The organism is Paenibacillus sp. JT22N7, from assembly GCF_059383875.1.
On record NZ_JBXENY010000001.1, the window covers coordinates 542,229 to 560,873 of the forward strand.

Sequence of the window (18,645 nt, forward strand, 5' to 3'; positions counted from 1 at the left end):
AGGAGAGGTTGCGAATGAGTGGAGGAGCTGTGGCTGAAGCGGTGCCGGTAAAGAAGGAAATGGCGATTGAAATATCGGAGCTTATTAAGTCCTATGGAGGCTTTCGCGCCCTGAACGGGGTGAATATCGACATTCAGCGCGGAGAAATTCATTCGCTGGTTGGACAAAATGGAGCGGGAAAATCGACGCTGCTTGGCATTTTGTCCGGCCGGACAGCTCCGAGCGAGGGGAGCGTCCGCATATTTGGCAGCGAGCTGCATTACGGCGACCCAAGGTCCTCGCGCAAGCTCGGTGTTGCGACGATTTATCAGGAGCTGACGATTGCCCCCAATCTCAGTGCGCTGGAAAATGTTTTTCTAGGGCAGCTCTTGTCGGTCAACGGCTTTATTTCCCGCAAGCGGATGACAAAGCGCTACATGGAGCTTTGCGCAATAATGGGTGTGAATATTTCGCCGCTCCAGCGGGCGGGGAATATGTCGATTGCCGATCAGCAAATGCTGGAAATTATGCGGGGCCTCCAGCTGAATGCAAGCATCCTGATCTTGGATGAACCGACGGCTTCGCTCGCTCCCCCTGAGCGCAAGTCGCTGCTGAAAACGATCAAGACGCTGCAAGCGGGCGGTATTACGATCATTTATGTGAGCCATCATCTCGATGAAGTGCTTGAGCTCAGCGATAGCGTGACGATATTGCGCAATGGGGAGAAGATTGTGAGCCAGCCGCGTGCCTATTGGACGAAGGACAAGCTGGTGTCTTCCATGCTAGGTGCAGAGGTGGCGGAGGAAATTGTCAGAGTGACGCAGGAAACCCAGCATGAGGATACCCCTCCCGGCCCGGAGCTGCTTCGGGCAACCGGGGTGAGTGTGCCGGGCGCAATCGAGGATATTGCGATTACGCTCCATGCCGGCGAAATCGTCGGCATCGGCGGGCTGGTAGGCTCGGGGAGGACGACGCTCGTGCGGGCGCTGGCCGGACTTGAGCCCAAATCGACCGGCACTCTGTGGATTGAAGGAAAGCAGGTCAAATGGCCGCGTGAGCCAGGCTATCCGATGAGCCTGGGCATTGCCTTGGCGCCGGAGGATCGCAAGCATCAGGGGCTGGTGCTCGGAATGTCCTGCGAGGACAATATCAACATGGTTAACTTTGGGCAGGTCAAGAAGCTGGGCTTTTACCACAAGGCGAAGGCCGGCCATATCGCTGATGGACTTAGCAAAAGATTTGGCCTTACCCGTCCGATTCAAACGCTTTGCCGCAATCTCTCCGGAGGCAATCAGCAGAAGGTGCTGCTGGCGAAAGTATGCAATTTGCGCCCGAAGGTGCTCATTGTCGATGAGCCTACCCGTGGCATTGATATTGGCGTCAAGGTCGAGGTGCTGAAAATATTACGCCAGCTTGCAAACGAAGGCATGGCGATTGTCATTATTTCCTCAGAGCTGGAGGAGGTCATTGCCGTAAGCAACCGCGTGCTGGTGCTGTCCAAAGGACGGCTGGTGAAGGAGCTGAGCCAGCGCTCGGAAATTAGCGTCGATCATATTTTGCAAGCTACATTTTAGAAAAAGGGGGTTATCGTATGAGCACGCTGGAAAATCAGCTTAATAGGAATATGGAGCGACAGGGATTGTTCAAAAATATGAATAGCCTCATGCTGCGCTACGGAGTGGTCGTTGCTTTTATCGTTGTGGTTGGTTTGTCTGCCATCCTGTATCCGGGTTTTTTGCGCCCGGCGAACTTAGTCAATATTTTTAGCCAGCTCGCGATTGTCGGCATTATGAGCATTGGGATGACCTTTGTAATGATTACAGGCGGACTCGATATGTCGGTGGGCGGCATTTATGCGCTGTGCGCCACTTTAATTGCGAGCTATGCGGACAGCATGCCGCTTCCGGTTGCTTTTGCCATTACACTCGTTGTCGGCTTGGCTGCAGGACTCATTAATGGTGTGCTCGTGACGAGGCTCAGGGTTCCACCATTTGTAGCTACGCTGGGGACAGGCTCTGTGTTTACGGGAATTGCCCTTATTTATTCCAATGCCCAGCCTTTCTTTGTCCAAAAAGAATCGTTTCAATGGATGGGCTCCGGCGAGCTTGGCGCGATTCCCATCGCGGTGTTCCTGCTATTCCTCGTTTACGTCGTTGGTGCGATCGTGCTTGCTTTTACAACCTATGGCCGTTCGCTGTATGCGCTTGGTGGCAATAAGGAAGCGAGCCGCTTGTCCGGCCTTCGCGTGAACTGGCTTATTTCCAGCACTTACGGCTTAAGCGGATTGTGCGCAGCTGTATCTGGCATTCTCATTGCTTCACGGCTCGGCCAAGGTCAGGCGAATATCGGCGAGACGATTGCACTGGACGTAATTGCGGCAGTCGTCATTGGCGGAACCTCGCTAAGCGGGGGCGAAGGAGCGATCTGGAGAACGATTGTGGGAGGCTGTATTTTGGCGGTGCTGTCCAACGTCTTTGACAGTTTGTCGCTAAGCCCGTACTGGCAGTCTGTATTCAAAGGCTGCATTATTATCGGCGCGGTTATGTTCGATTATTACGCCCGCACGAAGACGCAGACTTGAGCAGGCATGTCCATCGTTTGGATCGTATAGTCCGGAAGGGAGACGTTTGAATGCGCCTAAAAGGAAAAACGGCCGTCATCACTGGCGGTGGAACGGGAATTGGTAGAGCGACCAGCTTGCTGTTTGCAGGCGAGGGGGCCAGCGCCGTTGTAACGGATATTGACGAGGATAGCGGTCTGAGGACTGTCAAGGAAATCATAGAGCTGGGCGGACAAGCTTTATTCGTTAAGCATGATGTACGCAGCGAGACGGACTGGGAGGAGGTTGCTGCTCAGACGGCGAACATTTACGGCAAAGCGGATATTTTATTCAACAATGCGGGGCTGTTTTTGATTAAGCCGCTGCTGGAGACGACGCTTGCGGATTGGGAGCGCCTGATGTCCGTTAATGTAACAGGAGTTTTTCTTGGAATGAAGCATATTATTCCCCTGATGCTGGCCGGTGGCAAAGGCGGCTCGATTATTAATGCATCATCCAATGCGGGCCTGTTTGGGGCCTCAGGGCTCACGCTGTATGGCGCGACCAAAGGGGCTGTCCGCATTATGTCGAAGGATGCGGCGCTTGAGTTTGCTTCAGCGAATATTCGGGTCAACTCCATTCATCCTGGCTATATTCATACGCAAATGATAGATTATGCGGCAGAGCTTGCAAGCAAGAAGGTGGAGGATCAAGGGGCGCTTGTTCCCCTTGGCAAAGTAGGCAGTACGCTCGACGTAGCACGGCTGGCCCTGTATCTTGCCTCCGATGAATCTTCATATGCGACAGGAGCGGAATTTGTACTGGATGGCGGCGTATCTGCCGGTCCTCCAGATGTATGGAAGCAAAAATAGAACCGGATGCCAAAATGGCGGAGGAAGCATACATGACGATTAGCAGTTTGATTATAAGGTTGGAGATGGATCATCGGCTGGTTCAGTTCGGCGAGATTGCCTCTCAGGTCAGCCATGCTGGCGGCGATATGACATCAATTGATGTCATTCGCTCTGGCAAGGACATGTCGGTACGCGACATTACAGTCCATATTAATGATTCGGATGAAAGCCCATTGTTAAGGCGGCTGGATGAGCTGCAAGGGACGAAGCTAATCCATGTATCTGACCCGGTATTTCTCGCGCATTTGGGCGGGAAAATTGCCACGAGCCCGAAGCTAATGGTCAAAAATCGGGATGATCTTTCCAAGGTGTATACGCCCGGAGTGGCTAAAGTGTCGAAGGCCATTCATGAAAACCCGGATAAGGCGTATTCGCTGACAATCAAGCGCAATACGATTGCGGTTATTACCGACGGAACGGCGGTGCTGGGGCTTGGCGACATTGGACCTTATGCTGCTGCTCCCGTTATGGAAGGCAAAGCGATGCTGTTCAAGCAGCTTGCGGATGTAGATGCGTTCCCGCTTTGCCTGGATACGCAGGACACGGAGGAACTGATCCGCACAATTAAAGCGGTCAGCCCGATTTTTGGCGGCATAAATCTTGAAGATATTTCTTCGCCCCGCTGCTTTGAAATTGAGCGCAGGCTAGTGGAGGAGCTGGATATTCCAGTATTTCACGACGACCAGCATGGTACGGCAATCGTTGCGATGGCTGGCCTGCTGAATGCGCTCAAGGTAACGGGGAAGCAGCTTGCGGATGTGCGAATTGTGGTGAATGGCATTGGAGCGGCAGGCGTATCGATTTGTAAAATGCTGCTTGCCGCAGGAGCGAGCCGTCTCGTCCCGATTGATCGGGACGGCGCTATCGTCTTCGGCGGTGCCTATGAAAATCCGATGTGGCAGTGGCTGGCGATGCAGCCTCAGGTTGAACGAACTCCCGGAAGCTTGAAGGAACTGCTAGCTGGAGCGGATGTGTTCATCGGCGTATCGCGGGGCGGCCTGCTGAATAGCCAGGATATTCAGACGATGGCGAAGGACAGCATTGTGTTTGCAATGGCGAATCCCGCGCCGGAAATCGAGCCGGAAGAAGCATTGCCCCATGTTCGCATTTTTGCAACGGGTCGCAGCGACCTGCCGAACCAGATTAACAATGTGCTTGTGTTTCCCGGCATTTTCCGGGGGGCGCTGGACTGCCGCGCGCGCCATATTAATGAGGCAATGAAGCTGGCAGCGGCGCGGGCCATTGCTGCCGTCGTTTCGGACGAGGAGCTCAATGAGCAATATATTATTCCGAGCATCTTTAATGAGCAGGTCGTTGCTAAAGTGCGGATTTCCGTTATTGAAGCTGCTATATCCACGGGATGCGCCCGCCGAATACCGCCGGAAATTGGCTGGAAAATGGCATGAGCAGCATGGCGCGGGAGAAATGGCTGACGAGTGTAGGCATCGATCTGGGCACAAGCACAACCAAGTGGATTGTTTCGAAGCTTAAGGTTGTAGAGACCTCCGGAGGCTTTTCACTGCCGCGCTATGAAATCACCGAGCGAAGGCTGGCTTATATAAGCCCGGTTTTTTCAACTCCGCTGCTAGGCGAATCCGAAATTGATCTGCAAGCTTTATCGTGTCTATTGGAGCGAGAATATCAACAGGCCGGCATTAAGCCGCAGGATGTGCAGACCGGAGCCGTTATCATCACGGGCGAGACGGCGACGAAGGACAATTCTGAGAAAATTGTACATGCGATGGCCGGGCATGCTGGACAATTTGTCGTCGCAACAGCAGGTGCTGATCTGGAATCCTTGCTTGCTGGGCGAGGTTCTGGAGCGGCTGCCCGCTCAGCGTGGCAGCCAGGCGTAATCGTCAACGTGGATGTCGGCGGCGGGACGGCAAATGCGGCCTATTTCCGCGATGGCGCTATGATAGGGACGGTGACGCTGCATATTGGCGGCCGTCTTATTCGTTTAACACCTGAGGGGAAAGTCGTATATGTATCAGCCCATTGGCAGCTCTGGGCAAAGCAACAGGGCTATGAAAGTGAGCTGCCCGCGATAGGCAGTCTGCTTCCGCTCGCAGCTTTGCGTCTATTGTGCAAGCGAATGGCAGAGCATTTGTATTCGTGCATCATATCAGGCGGACATGCGGTTCGCTGTGGATGGGAAACGGATGTGCTGCTTGTCGCGCCGCCTGCCGGTGAACTCCCGATGCCAGGCGAAATTTTTATTTCCGGCGGAGTGGGCGCATTGATGGATATGTCAGATTCCCTTACAATGGAGGAAATAGCCAAATATGGTGATATCGGGCCGGAGCTAGGAGCGCAGCTGGCGCAATTGGCAAGTCGGCATGGGGTTCCGGTCAGGCAAGCGGAAGAGTCGGCCCGTGCGACGGTTATTGGCGCAGGAACGCATATGACGGAGGTGAGCGGAGCGACGTTGTATTATGATTTGGAGGCGCTGCCGCTGCGCAACATTCCGGTTGGCATCTGTCGCTTGCCGCCAGCCGATGACGAGATGCAGCAAGCGGTGCGGGCCAGTGTGCAGCTGGCAGCTGGCTTGTATGGCAGCGGAATGTCCGATCCGCCCTTTGCTTTAGCTCTGCAAGGCGGCGGAGTTTGCTCGTATATTCGCCTGCAAAAGCTGGCAGCAGCGTTATACGCCGAATATACGGCTGCTGCTCCTGAGTCCTCAGTACTGCTGGTCATTTGCCAAAATGATATGGCTAAGGCGCTCGGACATGCGCTTGCGAAGCGGCTGCGTGGCAAGCAGCGGCTCGTATGCGTCGATCAGATAAACGCCGTTGACGGCGATTATGTTGACGTTGGCCTTCCAATAAAGGAGGACATGGTTCCGGTAATCATGAAAACGCTGGTGTTTCACCGGCGGGAGAGCGGGGAGGAACAGACATGAAGTTATCCGTTACACTCAAAGGCCGGACTTACTCCTTCCATCATTTGAAAGAGGTGTTGGCCAAAGCAAACGAAGAGAAATCGGGAGACCGGCTGGCAGGCATTGCTGCTGCCGATGCGGCGGAGCGGGTTGCCGCCAAATATGTGCTCTCGGAGCTGCGCCTCGCAGATATTCGGGAAAATCCGCTGCTATGCCCCGATAAGGACGAGGTTTCGCGGCTGATCGAGGAGGATCTTGCCGAGGACGTCTATCAGGCGTTCGCCAACTATTCGGTCGGCGAGCTGCGGGAGTATTTGCTTCGCTCCGATACGACAGGCAGCGAGCTGCTGCGGGTCGGCTCGGGCTTGACGAGTGAAATGATAGCGGCGGTATGCAAGCTGATGTCCAATCTGGATTTAATTCAGGCGGCTTCGCGGATGGAAATATTGACAACCTGCCGGACGACAATCGGCTATAAGGGGACGCTTGCTTCCCGCGCCCAGCCGAATCACCCGTCCGACCATGTTGGCGGCATGAAGGCTTCGCTGTTCGAGGCGCTCAGCTACGGCATCGGTGATGCGGTCATTGGCATCAACCCGGCGACGGATGCGGTTGAAAATATGAAGTCGCTGCTCTATGCGACGAAGGAGGTCATAGACCGCTGGGCGATTCCAACCCAAAACTGCGTGCTTGCCCATATCACGACGCAAATGCGTGCAGTGGAGGAAGGGGCTCCTGCAGATATGCTTTTCCAGAGCCTCGCCGGAACCGAGGAGGGCAATCGCGGCTTCGGCATTGATCTGGCGCTGCTTGAGGAAGCGGATGCTTTAATTCGCGCACGGGGTACAGCGGAGGGGCCGAACCGCTGGTATTTTGAGACGGGGCAAGGCTCCGAGCTGTCTTCGGAATCGCATTTCGGCATCGATCAGGTTACGCTGGAAGCCAGATGCTATGGCCTTGCAAAACGGTTTAACCCGTTTATCGTCAACACGGTTGTCGGCTTTATCGGTCCTGAATATTTGTATGACAGCAAGCAGGTCATCCGTGCGGGGCTTGAGGATCATTTTATGGCGAAGCTTCACGGGCTGCCAATGGGCTGCGACATTTGCTATACGAACCATATGCAGGCTGATCAGAATGATATGGATAACTTGAGCATTTTGCTCGCATCTGCTGGAGTCAGCTTCGTTATTGGCGTTCCGTTAGCGGATGACTGCATGCTGAATTACCAGTCGTTAAGCTATCATGATATTGCCACCGTGCGCGAGACGCTGCGGATGAAGCCGGCTCCTGCGTTTGAAGCATGGCTGGAAAGCGTTGGCGTCATGCGGGGCGGCAGGCTCACTGCTGAGGCGGGAGATGCCATCCGGTTTGTCTATTGAGAGAGGAGGTCATCTAATGGATCGACAAAGGCAGGCCGAAATCTTTGAAAGCCTCGCGGCCCACTCGCCCGCCCGAATTGGAGTTGGCCGCTCAGGTACCCGTGCGCTTACGCAGGAAGTACTGAAGCTGAGGCTGGATCATGCCCATGCGGTGGATGCGGTATACGGGGAAGTATCTCCGGCATTGCTTGCGGAATTCGAATTGTTTTCGGTTGATACCCAGTTTCATGACAAAGAATTATATTTGAAGCGTCCTGATAAAGGCAGGCTGCTGTCCGAAGAGGGGAGTGCGGCAATAGCGGAGCGCTGCTTGAAGCGTCCTCAAGTGCAGGTCGTTGTGGCGGATGGGCTGAGCGCCAAGGCGGTCGATGCCAATCTGCCTGATATTCTGCCTGCTTTAATGGATTCATTGGAAGCAAACGGGCTAACGGCGGGAACACCCTTCTACGTCAGAGGGGCGCGGGTTGGCTGTATGGACGATATCGGGCGGATTTTGGAGCCTGAGTTGCTTGTCCTTCTCATTGGAGAACGCCCTGGCCTTGCGGCAGCTACTTCAATGAGCGCTTATATGTGCTATCGCCCCTATCCGGGAAGGAAGGATTCGGAGCGAACGGTTATTTCCAATATTCATGCAAGAGGTACGCCGCCCGTGGAAGCGGGGGCTCATATTGGCTCTGTTTTGCGCAAAATGCTGGAGCAGCGCATGAGCGGGATCGGATTTATCGTCTGAGCTTAAATAAGAATGTGGAGAGGGTTCAAAAATCGTATGCTGAAAGCCGGAACTTTCTGGCGCAGGCTTCTGTAAAACGGAGGCCGCGTACAGAGCGTTCCGGCTTTTTTTGATTTGAGCGTTAGTTGGACATCTGCTTCCATTTTTTACATCGGCCGCGTTCATAGCTTGTACATTTTCAAAGTGTAAACTGGTTGCTAACCCTGTCAAACGTAGAAGACGTATGAACTGGAACGGTGTGAAGACACTGGAAAAAGCACAACATACGGGCAAGGCGATACGAGGAGGAATAGTATGCTGCAAGGCCATATTTTGTTAGCTGAGGATGATGAGCGGCTAGGGAGATTAATTGTGCAGATGCTTGATAAATCCGGCTATCATCAGGTGGACTGGGTACAGGATGGCGAGGATGTGTATGATTATTGTCTCGCTGCCCATTATGAGGTTGTCGTACTCGATTGGATGATGCCGGGCATGACAGGTGTAGAGGTATGCAGCAAGCTGCGGGAGCAGGGCTACAGTGGAGCCATTCTCATGCTGACGGCACGCGATTCAGCTTCACGATCGAATAGAAGGCCTCGATTCAGGGGCCGATGATTATTTGGTTAAGCCGTTTGAGCTGTTCGAGCTGCTTGCTCGTTTGAGGGCGCTGGGACGCCGGAATTTTGCACCGCTAGTAGAGGAAGTCGTTCAAATTAGCGATATGACACTCAACCGCAGCACACAAGCAATGAAGCAGGGAGAGCAGGAGGCGGCGCTTAGCCCGCGCGAGTTCCAACTGCTCGATCTGCTGCTTCGCAACAAGGGGAGCGTTTTGCCGCGCGAATTGATTTTGGAGCGGATATGGGGCTTCGAAACGGATGTTGCGATGAAGACGGTCGATGCGACGATCAAGCTGCTGCGCAAAAAGCTGGAGCCGTTTGGCAACGCCGACAAAATCCAGAGCATTCGCAGCGTCGGGTACAAATTTGATGATTAATCGGTTGTTCAAAAATAAAGATATGTTCGCGCAAACGCAGGCGCGGCTGACGCTGCTTTATGTCGGCTTGCTGTCGCTGTTTCTCGCCGTGTTTGTCGTCGTTGTATATTGGCTGCTCTCGCTTGTTATTTACAATGAGCAGAAGAAGGATCTGCTGTCGTTTCTCGATCAGTCGACGAACGTTATTGAGAAGCAGATGAAGGACAATCGGCAAGCGGAAGAAATTGACTTGAATGACCGCAACTTGCTTGGATTTGGCAATGACCAGTTTTTTTATTATTTGATTGGAGCAGATGGCGCGCTTATTGCGGGGAAAGAAGTATTTCCTGTTTTGAGGCCAGAGCTGCTGGAGCTGGTGAAGGACTGGAAGCCCGGCAATAACGAGGTCAGCTACGAGACGATAACGACAGATGCCGCTTCTGCGGACGGCATGCCTGGGGACAGGCCGCCAGCAGGCAAGCTTTCATTAATGATTGCGGGCAAGCCTGTTCTGACGGGGCAGGGCAGCTCCAGCATTTTTTATGTGGCGAAAAATATTTCCCAGCAGCATTCGCTGTTTCAATGGCTGCTTTGCATTCTCATAGGCGTCGCAGCATCATTTACGATTGTCGCTTTTCTAATTGGGCGATACATGTCGCACCTTGCTATGCTGCCCATTGCCGAATCGTATGATCGGCAGCGCACCTTTACAGCGGATGCGTCGCATGAGCTGCGCACGCCGCTGAGCGTGCTGCTGATGTCGATTAACGCGCTCGAACTGGAGCAGGAGAGCTCCGGCAGCAAGGTTGAAAGAGCTTGCCCCGTCCATATGGAGCGTGAAAATGCTTCAGTTACAGCCCGATCTGAAAAGGCTGCGGAGGATGATAATGATTTTGTCTCTAAGACGCTTGCGACGATGAAGGATGAAGTGAAGCGGATGACGCGGCTCGTTGGTGATTTGCTGCTGCTGGCCCGTTCGGATGCGAGCGAGCTTGAGCTGGAGCATAACATGTTTGATTTTCGCCCCATTGCCGAGAAGACCGTTCAATCGATGGAGACGCTGGCCGCTGCCAGAAGCATACGTCTGGAGCTTGAAGCGCCAAATCGGGCGATGATGCGTGGCGACGCGGAGCGCATGAAACAGGTGCTGTATATTTTACTTGATAATGCGATTAAGTTTTCGCCGGAGGGAGAGCGTATTATCGTCCAGCTAAGCGCATCGGCGTCGGAGCGTCGGGGCTTGCTGAGGCTGACGGTGCAGGATAAAGGACCGGGTATTAAAGCGGCAGACGCTGCGCGCATATTTGACCGTTTCTATCGGACGGACAAGGTGCGAACGCGGCGAACATCCGGTCATGGGCTGGGACTCGCAATTGCCAAGCAAATGGTGGAAGCCCATCATGGGAAAATTGGCGTATGGCCTGAGGTTGGCAAAGGCAGCACCTTCTATGTGATGATTCCGGTTGCCTTCAAATGAGAGGGACAAGCTTGCTTGAATAAAAAAAGGAGAGGAGGCCGTTTGCTTAAGTTTATGCTTAAGCAAACGGCTTTCCTCTCTTTTTCCATAGAAGCGGGAATGCTATTTACGCCTATTCGTGAATTTGTGTCAGCAGATCGCCAAGCACCTTCATCGCTTCGGTTTCCTGCTCGCCGTCGATTTCCAGCGTCACTTCCTCGTTCACGGCAATGCCGAGCGTCAGCATGCTGAGCGAGCTTTTGCCGTTCACTTTTTTGCCCTTATTCAGGACGGAAATTTTGCAGGGAAAGGCGCTGGCGGCTTGAACGAACGTTTTAGCCGGGCGAACGTGAAAACCTGTTGGGTTAAGAATCGTAAAGGTTTGACTGATCATGAGGAGATCACTCCGTTTCGGATGTATTTTATTTCAAGTATGGTTTGGAGGCTAATCCTTATTGCCGTTTTTGCTCTACAAAGGCGGTTACTTGCTCATAGCTGCGAATGCGAAGCGCCTGCTCCGCGTAGGCGGCCCATTCGGGCTGGTCCAGCTCGCCAACGAGCTGTCTAGCCTGCAAAATCGCGCCAGCGCTCATGCTGAATTCATCCAGCCCAAGCCCAAGCAGCAGCGGAATGGCCGTCGTATCGCCAGCCATTTCCCCACACATGCCCACCCATTTGCCTTCCTGCTTCGCGGCTTTGATCACCATGCTGATGAGGCGCAAAATCGAAGGATGCCATGGCTGATACAAATAAGATACCGTCTCATTCATCCGGTCCGCCGCCATCGTATATTGAATCAAATCGTTCGTCCCGATGCTGAAAAAATCAACCTCTGGCGCGAACAGATCAGCGGACACAGCAGCGGACGGAATTTCAACCATCATGCCGACTTCTATGTGGTCTGCGACAGCGATGCCTTCGGCAGCAAGCTTTGCCTGTTCTTCGGCGAGCAGTTTTTTTGCTTCAAGCAGCTCCTCGATGACCGCAATCATTGGAAACATAATTTTAAGATTGCCATGGCTGCTGGCACGAAGCAGAGCGCGCAGCTGCGTGCGGAAAATATCCTGGCGGTCAAGGCAGAGCCGGAGCGCGCGCTGCCCAAGGAACGGATTGCTTTCCTTCGGCAAATCCATGTAAGGCAGCTCTTTGTCGCCGCCAATGTCGAGCGTGCGGATGACGACGGGCTTGCCGTTCATTTTTTCCAGTACGTATTTGTAGCTGGTATATTGCTCATCTTCGGTTGGAAGCGAGCTGCGTCCCATATAAAGAAATTCGGTGCGGAACAAGCCGATCCCTTCAGCGCCATTATCGAGCGCACGCTGCACATCTTCCAGTTTCCCGATGTTGGCCGCAAGCTCTACCTGCTTGCCGTCTCGGGAAAAGGTTGGCTGATCCTTGAGCTTAGCGAGCTCAGCTTTATGCTTGTCATATTGCTGTTTTTGCTGCTGGAAGGCAGCGAGCTCGTCAGCGGACGGATTGATAATGATGGAGCCCGCTTCGGCATCCATTATGATAAAAGCATCGGCCGGCAATGAGCGAAGAGAGGAACCGACGCCAACGATGGCCGGAATTTCCAGCGTCCGCGCCATAATCGCGGAATGGGAAGTGCGGCTGCCGATTTCGGTAATGAAGCCGCGCACGAAGTCCAAATTGAGCTGGGCCGTATCGGAAGGCGTCAAATCCTCGGAAATAATAATACATTCCTCAGTCATATTCGCAAGATCGAGATGGGGCACCCCGCGCAAATGGCTCATAATGCGGCCCGCCACATCTTTAATATCGACGGCGCGGCCTTGAAGCAGCTCATCCTCCATCGCTTGCAATAGTTCAATGAAGGAAGTCGATACTTCATGAAGCGCATATTCAGCGTTAATGCCTTCGTCGCTCATTTTTTCCTCTGCAGCATCAATGAAATCAGGGTCTTCCAATATCATCAGATGGCCTTCAAAAATTTCGGCTTTATCCGCGCCAAGCTTTTGCTCTGTGGAAACTCGAATCGCTTCAATCTCTTCCTGCGCTTGGGCTACTGCGCTGCGAAAACGCTGAATTTCCCCAGTGGGATTTACAGCTTTAAGCTTTTTCGGCGTATAAAGGTCTTGATGAATAAAGTAGGCGGGAGCTGCCGCAAGCCCTGGCGATGCACCCGTACCTTTCCATACTGTTGTCATGCAACCTCATTCCTTTCCTTGACTCAATGGCTCCTCAGTATCTTGCCTGCTTGAATTAAACCAAGAGCCGTTCGTTTCAAAAATAATTACAGCTTGCTGTAGGCTTCCACAATTTGCACGTGCAGCGGGTGTTCCGCTGGCAATGATGTATAACGTGCAATAACGTCGCTGAGTGTGGAGCTTGAGAGAGCTGCTTGAATTTCTGCAGCCTCGGAATCTTCTGTATAGTTGAAGCGCAGCGCAGCGGCCATCGCTTTTGTCAAATGGTCAGTTGGCAGTCCGAGCTCAAAGGCGAGCAGGGCGGGCCTTACGAGACGGTCATCCGGCGACAGCTTGCGAATCGGCGAACGGCCGACACGCACCACTTCATCGGTCAAATAAGGATTAATAAAACGCTCTAAAATTTGCTCAATATACGCTTGATGCTCGCTTTCCGAGAAGCTGTAAGTACGAACAAGCATTGCGCCCGTTTCTTTGAGCGCACCCTCGACTTCCCTACGGACAGCGGCGTCCTTCATCGCTTCCTGAATAGTGGCGTATCCTTGCAAATAACCATGATAAGCGGCAACGCAATGCCCGGTATTAACGGTGAACAGCTTGCGTTCGATGTAAGGCTGGAGCTGATCGACATAATGGATGCCGGGAATTTCCGGCGTTCCTTGCGGGAGCGCAGAGCGGTCAACCGTCCACTCATAAAAAGGCTCAACTGTCACTTGCAGCGGATCGTCATGCTGCTGAAGTGGAACGATGCGGTCAACGGCAGCGTCTGGAAAAGCAATCGCTTGCTCTGCCTGTGCTTTGACGTCAGCAGCCAGATGGGAATAAACAAGCTCCTTAAGCTGCGAACTGCCGCCAATCGCATTTTCACAGGCGATAACAGGCAAGGGAGAAGCAGCAGCTGCTTGGTTGTTCGCCAGTCGAAGCGTGATGCCTTCAGCAATGGCTCCGGCAATATGCTTCAGGACTGACACGCCGACGGCTGTCGTGACGAGGTCAGCCTCGGCAATGGCTGCGGCAACGAGCGCCGTATCATTGCCGTTAATCGCATTGACGCCCGAGACGGTGAACGACTCAGCTTGCTCGCTTGCAAGCTTAACGGTGTATTGCTGTTTTTCCTGCAGCAGCGCAACAAGTGAGGCGTTCACATCGACGAAGGTGACGCTGCAGCCTGCTTGCGAGAGCAGGAGGCCAATGAAGCCTCGCCCAATGTTGCCTGCGCCAAAATGGACGGCCCTCATTCTTCCATACCTTGCTCAAAAATAGCGATGAGCTCGCCCTCAGAGCTGGCGGTCAAAATCCGCTCCATATCGTCTTCCTCGGATACAAGCATCGCAACGCTCGTTAAAATGTTCAGATGGTCATCGCCGACCGCAGCGAGCCCAATAACGAGTCTAGCTGGCTCGTCGCCGCCAAAATCTACTCCGCCCGGCACGATTAGTATCGACATGCCCGTCGAGTGGATGAGGCTTTTGGAATCATTGGTGCCGTGAGGCATCGCAAGTCCGCCGCCAATATAAGTCGAGAGCAGCTCTTCGCGCTCAATCATTTTGTCAACGTAGGAGGCTGGAACATGGCCCGCTTCAACGAGCAGTTGTCCCGCAAGGCGGATCGCTTCATATTTGTCGCTAACTTGTACGTTCAATTTCACTTTGTCTGTGGATAAAATAGTCATGGCTCATTTCTCCAATCCAGTTTGAATTTGATTTCTTTCTCTAGGTGAAAGGATAGAAAAGCTTGAATTTCCGCTGCGCTGCCGTGCTTGAGCAGCTCTGTCAGCTCCGTCATCAGCAGCATCGCGCTCACTTCGCTCAAAATCTCCAGAGCGGTACGGCGAAGCTCGGCAGGGCCAAGCATCAATAAAATTTGTTTCACTGGAGCACTGCTGCTGTCTCCAAACGGAAGCGGCTCGTTAAACCGAAAAAGGCTGAGTATAGGAAAAGCGATCGCATCGGACCGGGTATGGAACAATGCCAGCTCCGTATCAGGAATAACCTGGCTGCCATGCTGCTCCCGCGTCAGCAGCAGGCGAACGACCTTCTGTTCGTCGGACACCGCATGCAAGTGCCGGATCGCCTCAATAAGCTCCTCGGTAACGCCTGTTAAATCGCCTCGCGGAAAGCCGGGCCGTTCCGGCATCGTATACACCTGAAAGGTTTCCAGCAGCATAACCGAATCCGAGGCGTACATTTTCAACTGCATCAACCGTTCCAGCGGCGAGTGGCTGCTCGTTTCCGGCGTTTTGGGCGAAGGAGCATGCTTGAGCGTAATATTTTGAATAAAGGACCGCAGCCGTTCTACTTCCGCTTCCAGCAGCAGGGGACTCAGCTTAATATAACGCTCGGCAGCTATCGGCAAATCAACCGTCGAAATAATAAGATCGTATTGCTGCTCCGGCATTCGTGCTGCTTCGTACCAAGAACGGTTGCCAATCAGCTCGATTTGCGGCAGCTCCTTGCTAATTCTAACGGCCAGCAGCTTTGACGAACCGATACCGCTGGTGCAGACGAGCACCGCTCTAACTTTTCGCGGAAACTGCTTGAGCCGTTCCATGGAGGCGCCAAAATGCATGACCATGTAGCCAATTTCCTCATCAGGCACTTCGATCCTGCTTATAATAGCATTAACGCCTTTGCGAATAAGGGTAAACAGCAATTCATAATCTTTCTTAATTTGCGCGAGCAGCGGATTGCGAATCGTGCTGCCTTCCTCTATTCTGCGAAAGGCAGGCAGCATATGCTGATGGAGCCCTTCTCTTAGGGAACGGTCTTCGGTAAAAGGCTCGCCGAGCTGCTCCTCCATAAACGCGATCAGCTTCGTTACGCTTGCATTGAGCGTCCAATCTCCCTGAGCGAGCAGCAGCCCATCTTCCTCAGCCGAATCGGTCGCTTTAAGCAGCTTGGCGATATAGCGGACCTCCTCAGCAGGAAGCTCCAGTGCGAGCATGCTCAGCAGTTCCTCGGCCTTGCTTTCTCCTCTCGCAGAGTAGGAGGGAGGAACGCCATTAACATGCGGCGGAATCAAATGGCTTTCCTGAATTCGCGTCAGTGTGACAGCAAGCCGAATGAGCAGATTTAAATGCTCTTTTTCTGACAATTGCAGCTGCCAGCCGTCCTCCAGCTTCCAAAACGCCTGCTCCAAGGAGAAAAAATGCTTCCTGCCAACCATCGCCAGCAGCTCTTTCGATAATGGATGCAAGGTGATGGCTTCCTGAGCTTGGCCGAACAGGTCGGATTCGTCCAGATGGGTTTGCGCGAGCCAGGCAATAAACAGCCTTTTTGCTGACTCCGGCCCGCTTATTTCTACACCGTAGCCGCGCCTGCGCACGAGTGTCAGCCCGTGGCTCTGAATCATTTGCTCCAGCTCGTCAAGATCGTGGCTAATCGTTGGCATCGTAACGCGCAGCTGATGGGATAGCGAAAATTGCTTGATCGGCTCATTATGCTTAAGCAGCTTGCATAATATAAGCGCCTTACGCTCCTCGGCTGAAAACTCAAATAGATCCGCATGCTCAAGCGCTTGCTTAAAACGTTCCAGCCTCTCGCTGTCCGCTTCGATTTTGATCCCGATTCCGGAGCGCTTATGCAGCTTGATATGATTGGCAGCTAGTACAAGCTCAATGTCACTGAGCTCGCGGTGAATCGTTCGGGTGCTTGCTCCGACCTCAGCGGCAATATCTGCCGCTGTTATTTCATCCCGCTGCTCCAGCAGCAGCTCTACAATACGTCGCTGTCTCGTCGATACTTTGATAGGAGATCATCCTTATCCGGGAAATGGACTTAACGCCGACATTAAATGTCAGCGTTAAGCGCAAAGTCTAGGCTTGCTTCGTTTAAAATATAAGAATTTATAAGCCTCACACTTAAATTGGACTTATATTTCACCCTCGAAACGGCAGCTTTGCCACCAAAGGGCAGCTTCAGCCGTTTACGTTTAGCTTAATCTTTTGATCAAAGCATCATACTCGGGGCTCTTCAAGAAATCTTCAATGGAGATGTGCTCAGCTCCAGGAACTTTCAGTCGCGCCCGTTCAGTCAGCGATTTATGGGTAATGACGATATCCGCATCAGAAGGGAGATCGTTAATCGCCGTGTTGGTCACCTGTATAGGAAGACCGGCTGCTTTGACTTTCTTTTTCATAATGGAAGCGCCCATTGCACTAGAGCCCATTCCAGCATCGCAAGCAAAAATAATTTTGCTCACATCTTCCTTCGATTTCACTGTGCCAGCAGCTGCGGAAACTGTGCCAGCTTGAGCACCAGCTGTTTCAGCGCCTTTAGAAGAGGCCTTCATATCTTGCATTTTAGTCGTTGCTTCCTCAATATCGCCTTGAGCGTTTTTGCTTGTTTTCAGCAGAAGCGCGCCGATTACGAATGATACTGCCGCCGCGATAACAACACCGCTAATCATGGCAAAGTAGCCGCCCTTAGGCACGAGCGCAAAATAAGCGAGAATACTTCCTGGTGAAGGAGCGGCTGTAAGGCCTGCGCCCAGCAGGGAGAAGGTAAACGTACCAGCCATGCCGCCGCCGATAACCGCAAGAATGAGGCGCGGATTCATGAGGACGTATGGGAAATAAATTTCGTGAATACCGCCGAAAAACTGAATGATGATAGCGCCTGGAGCAGAGCCTTTCGCTGCGCCTTTGCCAAACAGCCAGTAAGCGAGCAGTATACCAAGACCGGGACCTGGGTTAGACTCCAGCATGAACATAATGGATTTGCCAGTAGCCAGCGATTGCTCAAGCCCGATTGGACTTAATATACCGTGGTTAATCGCATTGTTCAGGAACAAAATTTTACCCGGTTCAATTAAAATGTTCGCCAGCGGCAAGAGGCCGTGGTTGATGAGAAATTCTACGCCGGAAGAAATCAGATTGCTGAATGCGGTAACCAGCGGGCCAACGCCTTTGTATGCCCCAATCGAGAGGGCCGCGCCGATGATGCCGGAAGAAAAGTTATTGATAAGCATTTCGAAGCCTGATGGAATTTTACCTTCCAGCGCTTGGTCGAATTTTTTCAAAATCCATGCAGCCAGCGGACCTACGATCATAGCTCCGAGGAACATCGTAATATCCGATCCGAGAATAACGCCCATCGTGACCATGGCTCCGATGACGCCGCCGCGGGTGCCGTGAACCATTTTACCACCTGTATAACCGATCAGGAGCGGAAGCAAATAAGTAATGGTTGGGCCAACAAGCGTTGCCAAATCTTCATTTGGAAACCAGCCGGTCGGAATGAACAGGGTTGTAATAATCCCCCAGGCAATAAATGCGCCGATATTTGGCATAACCATTCCGCTTAGGAATCTGCCGAATTTCTGCACCCCTACCTTTACACCGCCGGATGACGATTGTTGTACTTCTTGACTACTCATGACATGACTCCTCCTCAATGAATTGCGAAGCAATAACAGCTTCGATAGGCGCGGGTATATGAATGAACGAAGCGATCATCACGCGCAATATGTTTTCACCGTTTGTCATGTTACTCCTTACAAACGGGATAATAATCATGTTAATGGATAGCGTTTACAGTCGCAATGAAAGGAAAAGAAGAAAGCGTCATGAGCGCTGTTGACAGTATTTATTTTGGCAGAAATGGAGGGGAATATGCGAATGATTCGCCAATAAATGATC

At 52.7% G+C, this 18,645-nt stretch carries 14 protein-coding genes and 1 pseudogene; 9 read left to right on the forward strand and 6 right to left on the reverse strand.

The genetic code is table 11. The features are described 5' to 3' along the window. Nucleotides 1-14: 14 nt before the first annotated feature. From AC50Y5_RS02365 to AC50Y5_RS02405, 9 genes and pseudogenes are all read left to right on the forward strand, one after another. Nucleotides 15-1,553, forward strand: coding sequence for a sugar ABC transporter ATP-binding protein (locus AC50Y5_RS02365; protein ID WP_494858207.1), 1,539 nt, complete (start codon nt 15-17; stop codon nt 1,551-1,553). A gap of 17 nt (nt 1,554-1,570) precedes the next feature. Continuing rightward, nucleotides 1,571-2,560, forward strand: a complete 990-nt coding sequence (locus AC50Y5_RS02370) for an ABC transporter permease (protein ID WP_200931583.1) — start codon at nt 1,571-1,573, stop codon at nt 2,558-2,560. Nucleotides 2,561-2,610: 50 nt separating this feature from the next. Then, nucleotides 2,611-3,390 carry an SDR family NAD(P)-dependent oxidoreductase gene (locus tag AC50Y5_RS02375; RefSeq protein ID WP_056029709.1) on the forward strand — a complete coding sequence of 260 codons (780 nt, stop codon included), beginning with the start codon at nt 2,611-2,613 and terminating at the stop codon, nt 3,388-3,390. Nucleotides 3,391-3,422: 32 nt separating this feature from the next. Further along, entirely contained in the window at nt 3,423-4,838 is a 1,416-nt protein-coding gene (locus AC50Y5_RS02380) for an NAD-dependent malic enzyme (RefSeq protein WP_494858210.1), read from the forward strand. After that, complete coding sequence (locus AC50Y5_RS02385; RefSeq protein WP_494858211.1) at nt 4,835-6,334, forward strand: ethanolamine ammonia-lyase reactivating factor EutA; 1,500 nt, start codon at nt 4,835-4,837, stop codon at nt 6,332-6,334. The genes AC50Y5_RS02380 and AC50Y5_RS02385 overlap by 4 nt, the downstream gene beginning before the upstream one ends. Further along, complete coding sequence (gene eutB, locus AC50Y5_RS02390) at nt 6,331-7,695, forward strand: ethanolamine ammonia-lyase subunit EutB (protein WP_056029706.1); 1,365 nt, start codon at nt 6,331-6,333, stop codon at nt 7,693-7,695. The genes AC50Y5_RS02385 and eutB overlap by 4 nt, the downstream gene beginning before the upstream one ends. Then, nucleotides 7,673-8,425, forward strand: coding sequence for an ethanolamine ammonia-lyase subunit EutC (gene eutC / locus AC50Y5_RS02395; RefSeq protein WP_494858212.1), 753 nt, complete (start codon nt 7,673-7,675; stop codon nt 8,423-8,425). The genes eutB and eutC overlap by 23 nt, the downstream gene beginning before the upstream one ends. 294 nt (nt 8,426-8,719) lie before the next feature. After that, nucleotides 8,720-9,404: pseudogene (locus tag AC50Y5_RS02400) on the forward strand (response regulator transcription factor). Then, a complete protein-coding gene (locus AC50Y5_RS02405; RefSeq protein WP_494858213.1) occupies nt 9,397-10,860 on the forward strand; it encodes a sensor histidine kinase in 1,464 nt (487 codons plus the stop codon). The pseudogene AC50Y5_RS02400 and the gene AC50Y5_RS02405 overlap by 8 nt, the downstream one beginning before the upstream one ends. Before the next feature lie 112 nt (nt 10,861-10,972). Here AC50Y5_RS02405 and AC50Y5_RS02410 read toward each other — a convergent pair whose 3' ends face one another. From AC50Y5_RS02410 to AC50Y5_RS02435, 6 genes are all read right to left on the reverse strand, one after another. Beyond that, entirely contained in the window at nt 10,973-11,233 is a 261-nt protein-coding gene (locus tag AC50Y5_RS02410) for an HPr family phosphocarrier protein (RefSeq protein WP_056029695.1), read from the reverse strand. A 58-nt stretch (nt 11,234-11,291) separates the two neighbouring features. Continuing rightward, entirely contained in the window at nt 11,292-13,007 is a 1,716-nt protein-coding gene (gene ptsP, locus AC50Y5_RS02415; protein ID WP_494858215.1) for a phosphoenolpyruvate--protein phosphotransferase, read from the reverse strand. An 86-nt stretch (nt 13,008-13,093) separates the two neighbouring features. Further along, the gene (locus AC50Y5_RS02420) at nt 13,094-14,245 is read right to left on the reverse strand and encodes a mannitol-1-phosphate 5-dehydrogenase (protein ID WP_494858217.1); all 1,152 of its coding nucleotides are present in this window, start codon (nt 14,243-14,245) and stop codon (nt 13,094-13,096) included. Next, nucleotides 14,242-14,679 (reverse strand): PTS mannitol transporter subunit IIA, encoded by a 438-nt coding sequence (locus tag AC50Y5_RS02425; protein ID WP_494858219.1) that lies wholly within the window; start codon nt 14,677-14,679, stop codon nt 14,242-14,244. The genes AC50Y5_RS02420 and AC50Y5_RS02425 overlap by 4 nt, the downstream gene beginning before the upstream one ends. Beyond that, nucleotides 14,676-16,754 (reverse strand): BglG family transcription antiterminator, encoded by a 2,079-nt coding sequence (locus AC50Y5_RS02430; RefSeq protein WP_494858783.1) that lies wholly within the window; start codon nt 16,752-16,754, stop codon nt 14,676-14,678. The genes AC50Y5_RS02425 and AC50Y5_RS02430 overlap by 4 nt, the downstream gene beginning before the upstream one ends. A 183-nt stretch (nt 16,755-16,937) precedes the next feature. Continuing rightward, the gene (locus AC50Y5_RS02435) at nt 16,938-18,383 is read right to left on the reverse strand and encodes a PTS mannitol transporter subunit IIBC (protein WP_494858221.1); all 1,446 of its coding nucleotides are present in this window, start codon (nt 18,381-18,383) and stop codon (nt 16,938-16,940) included. Between the last annotated feature and the right edge of the window lie 262 nt (nt 18,384-18,645).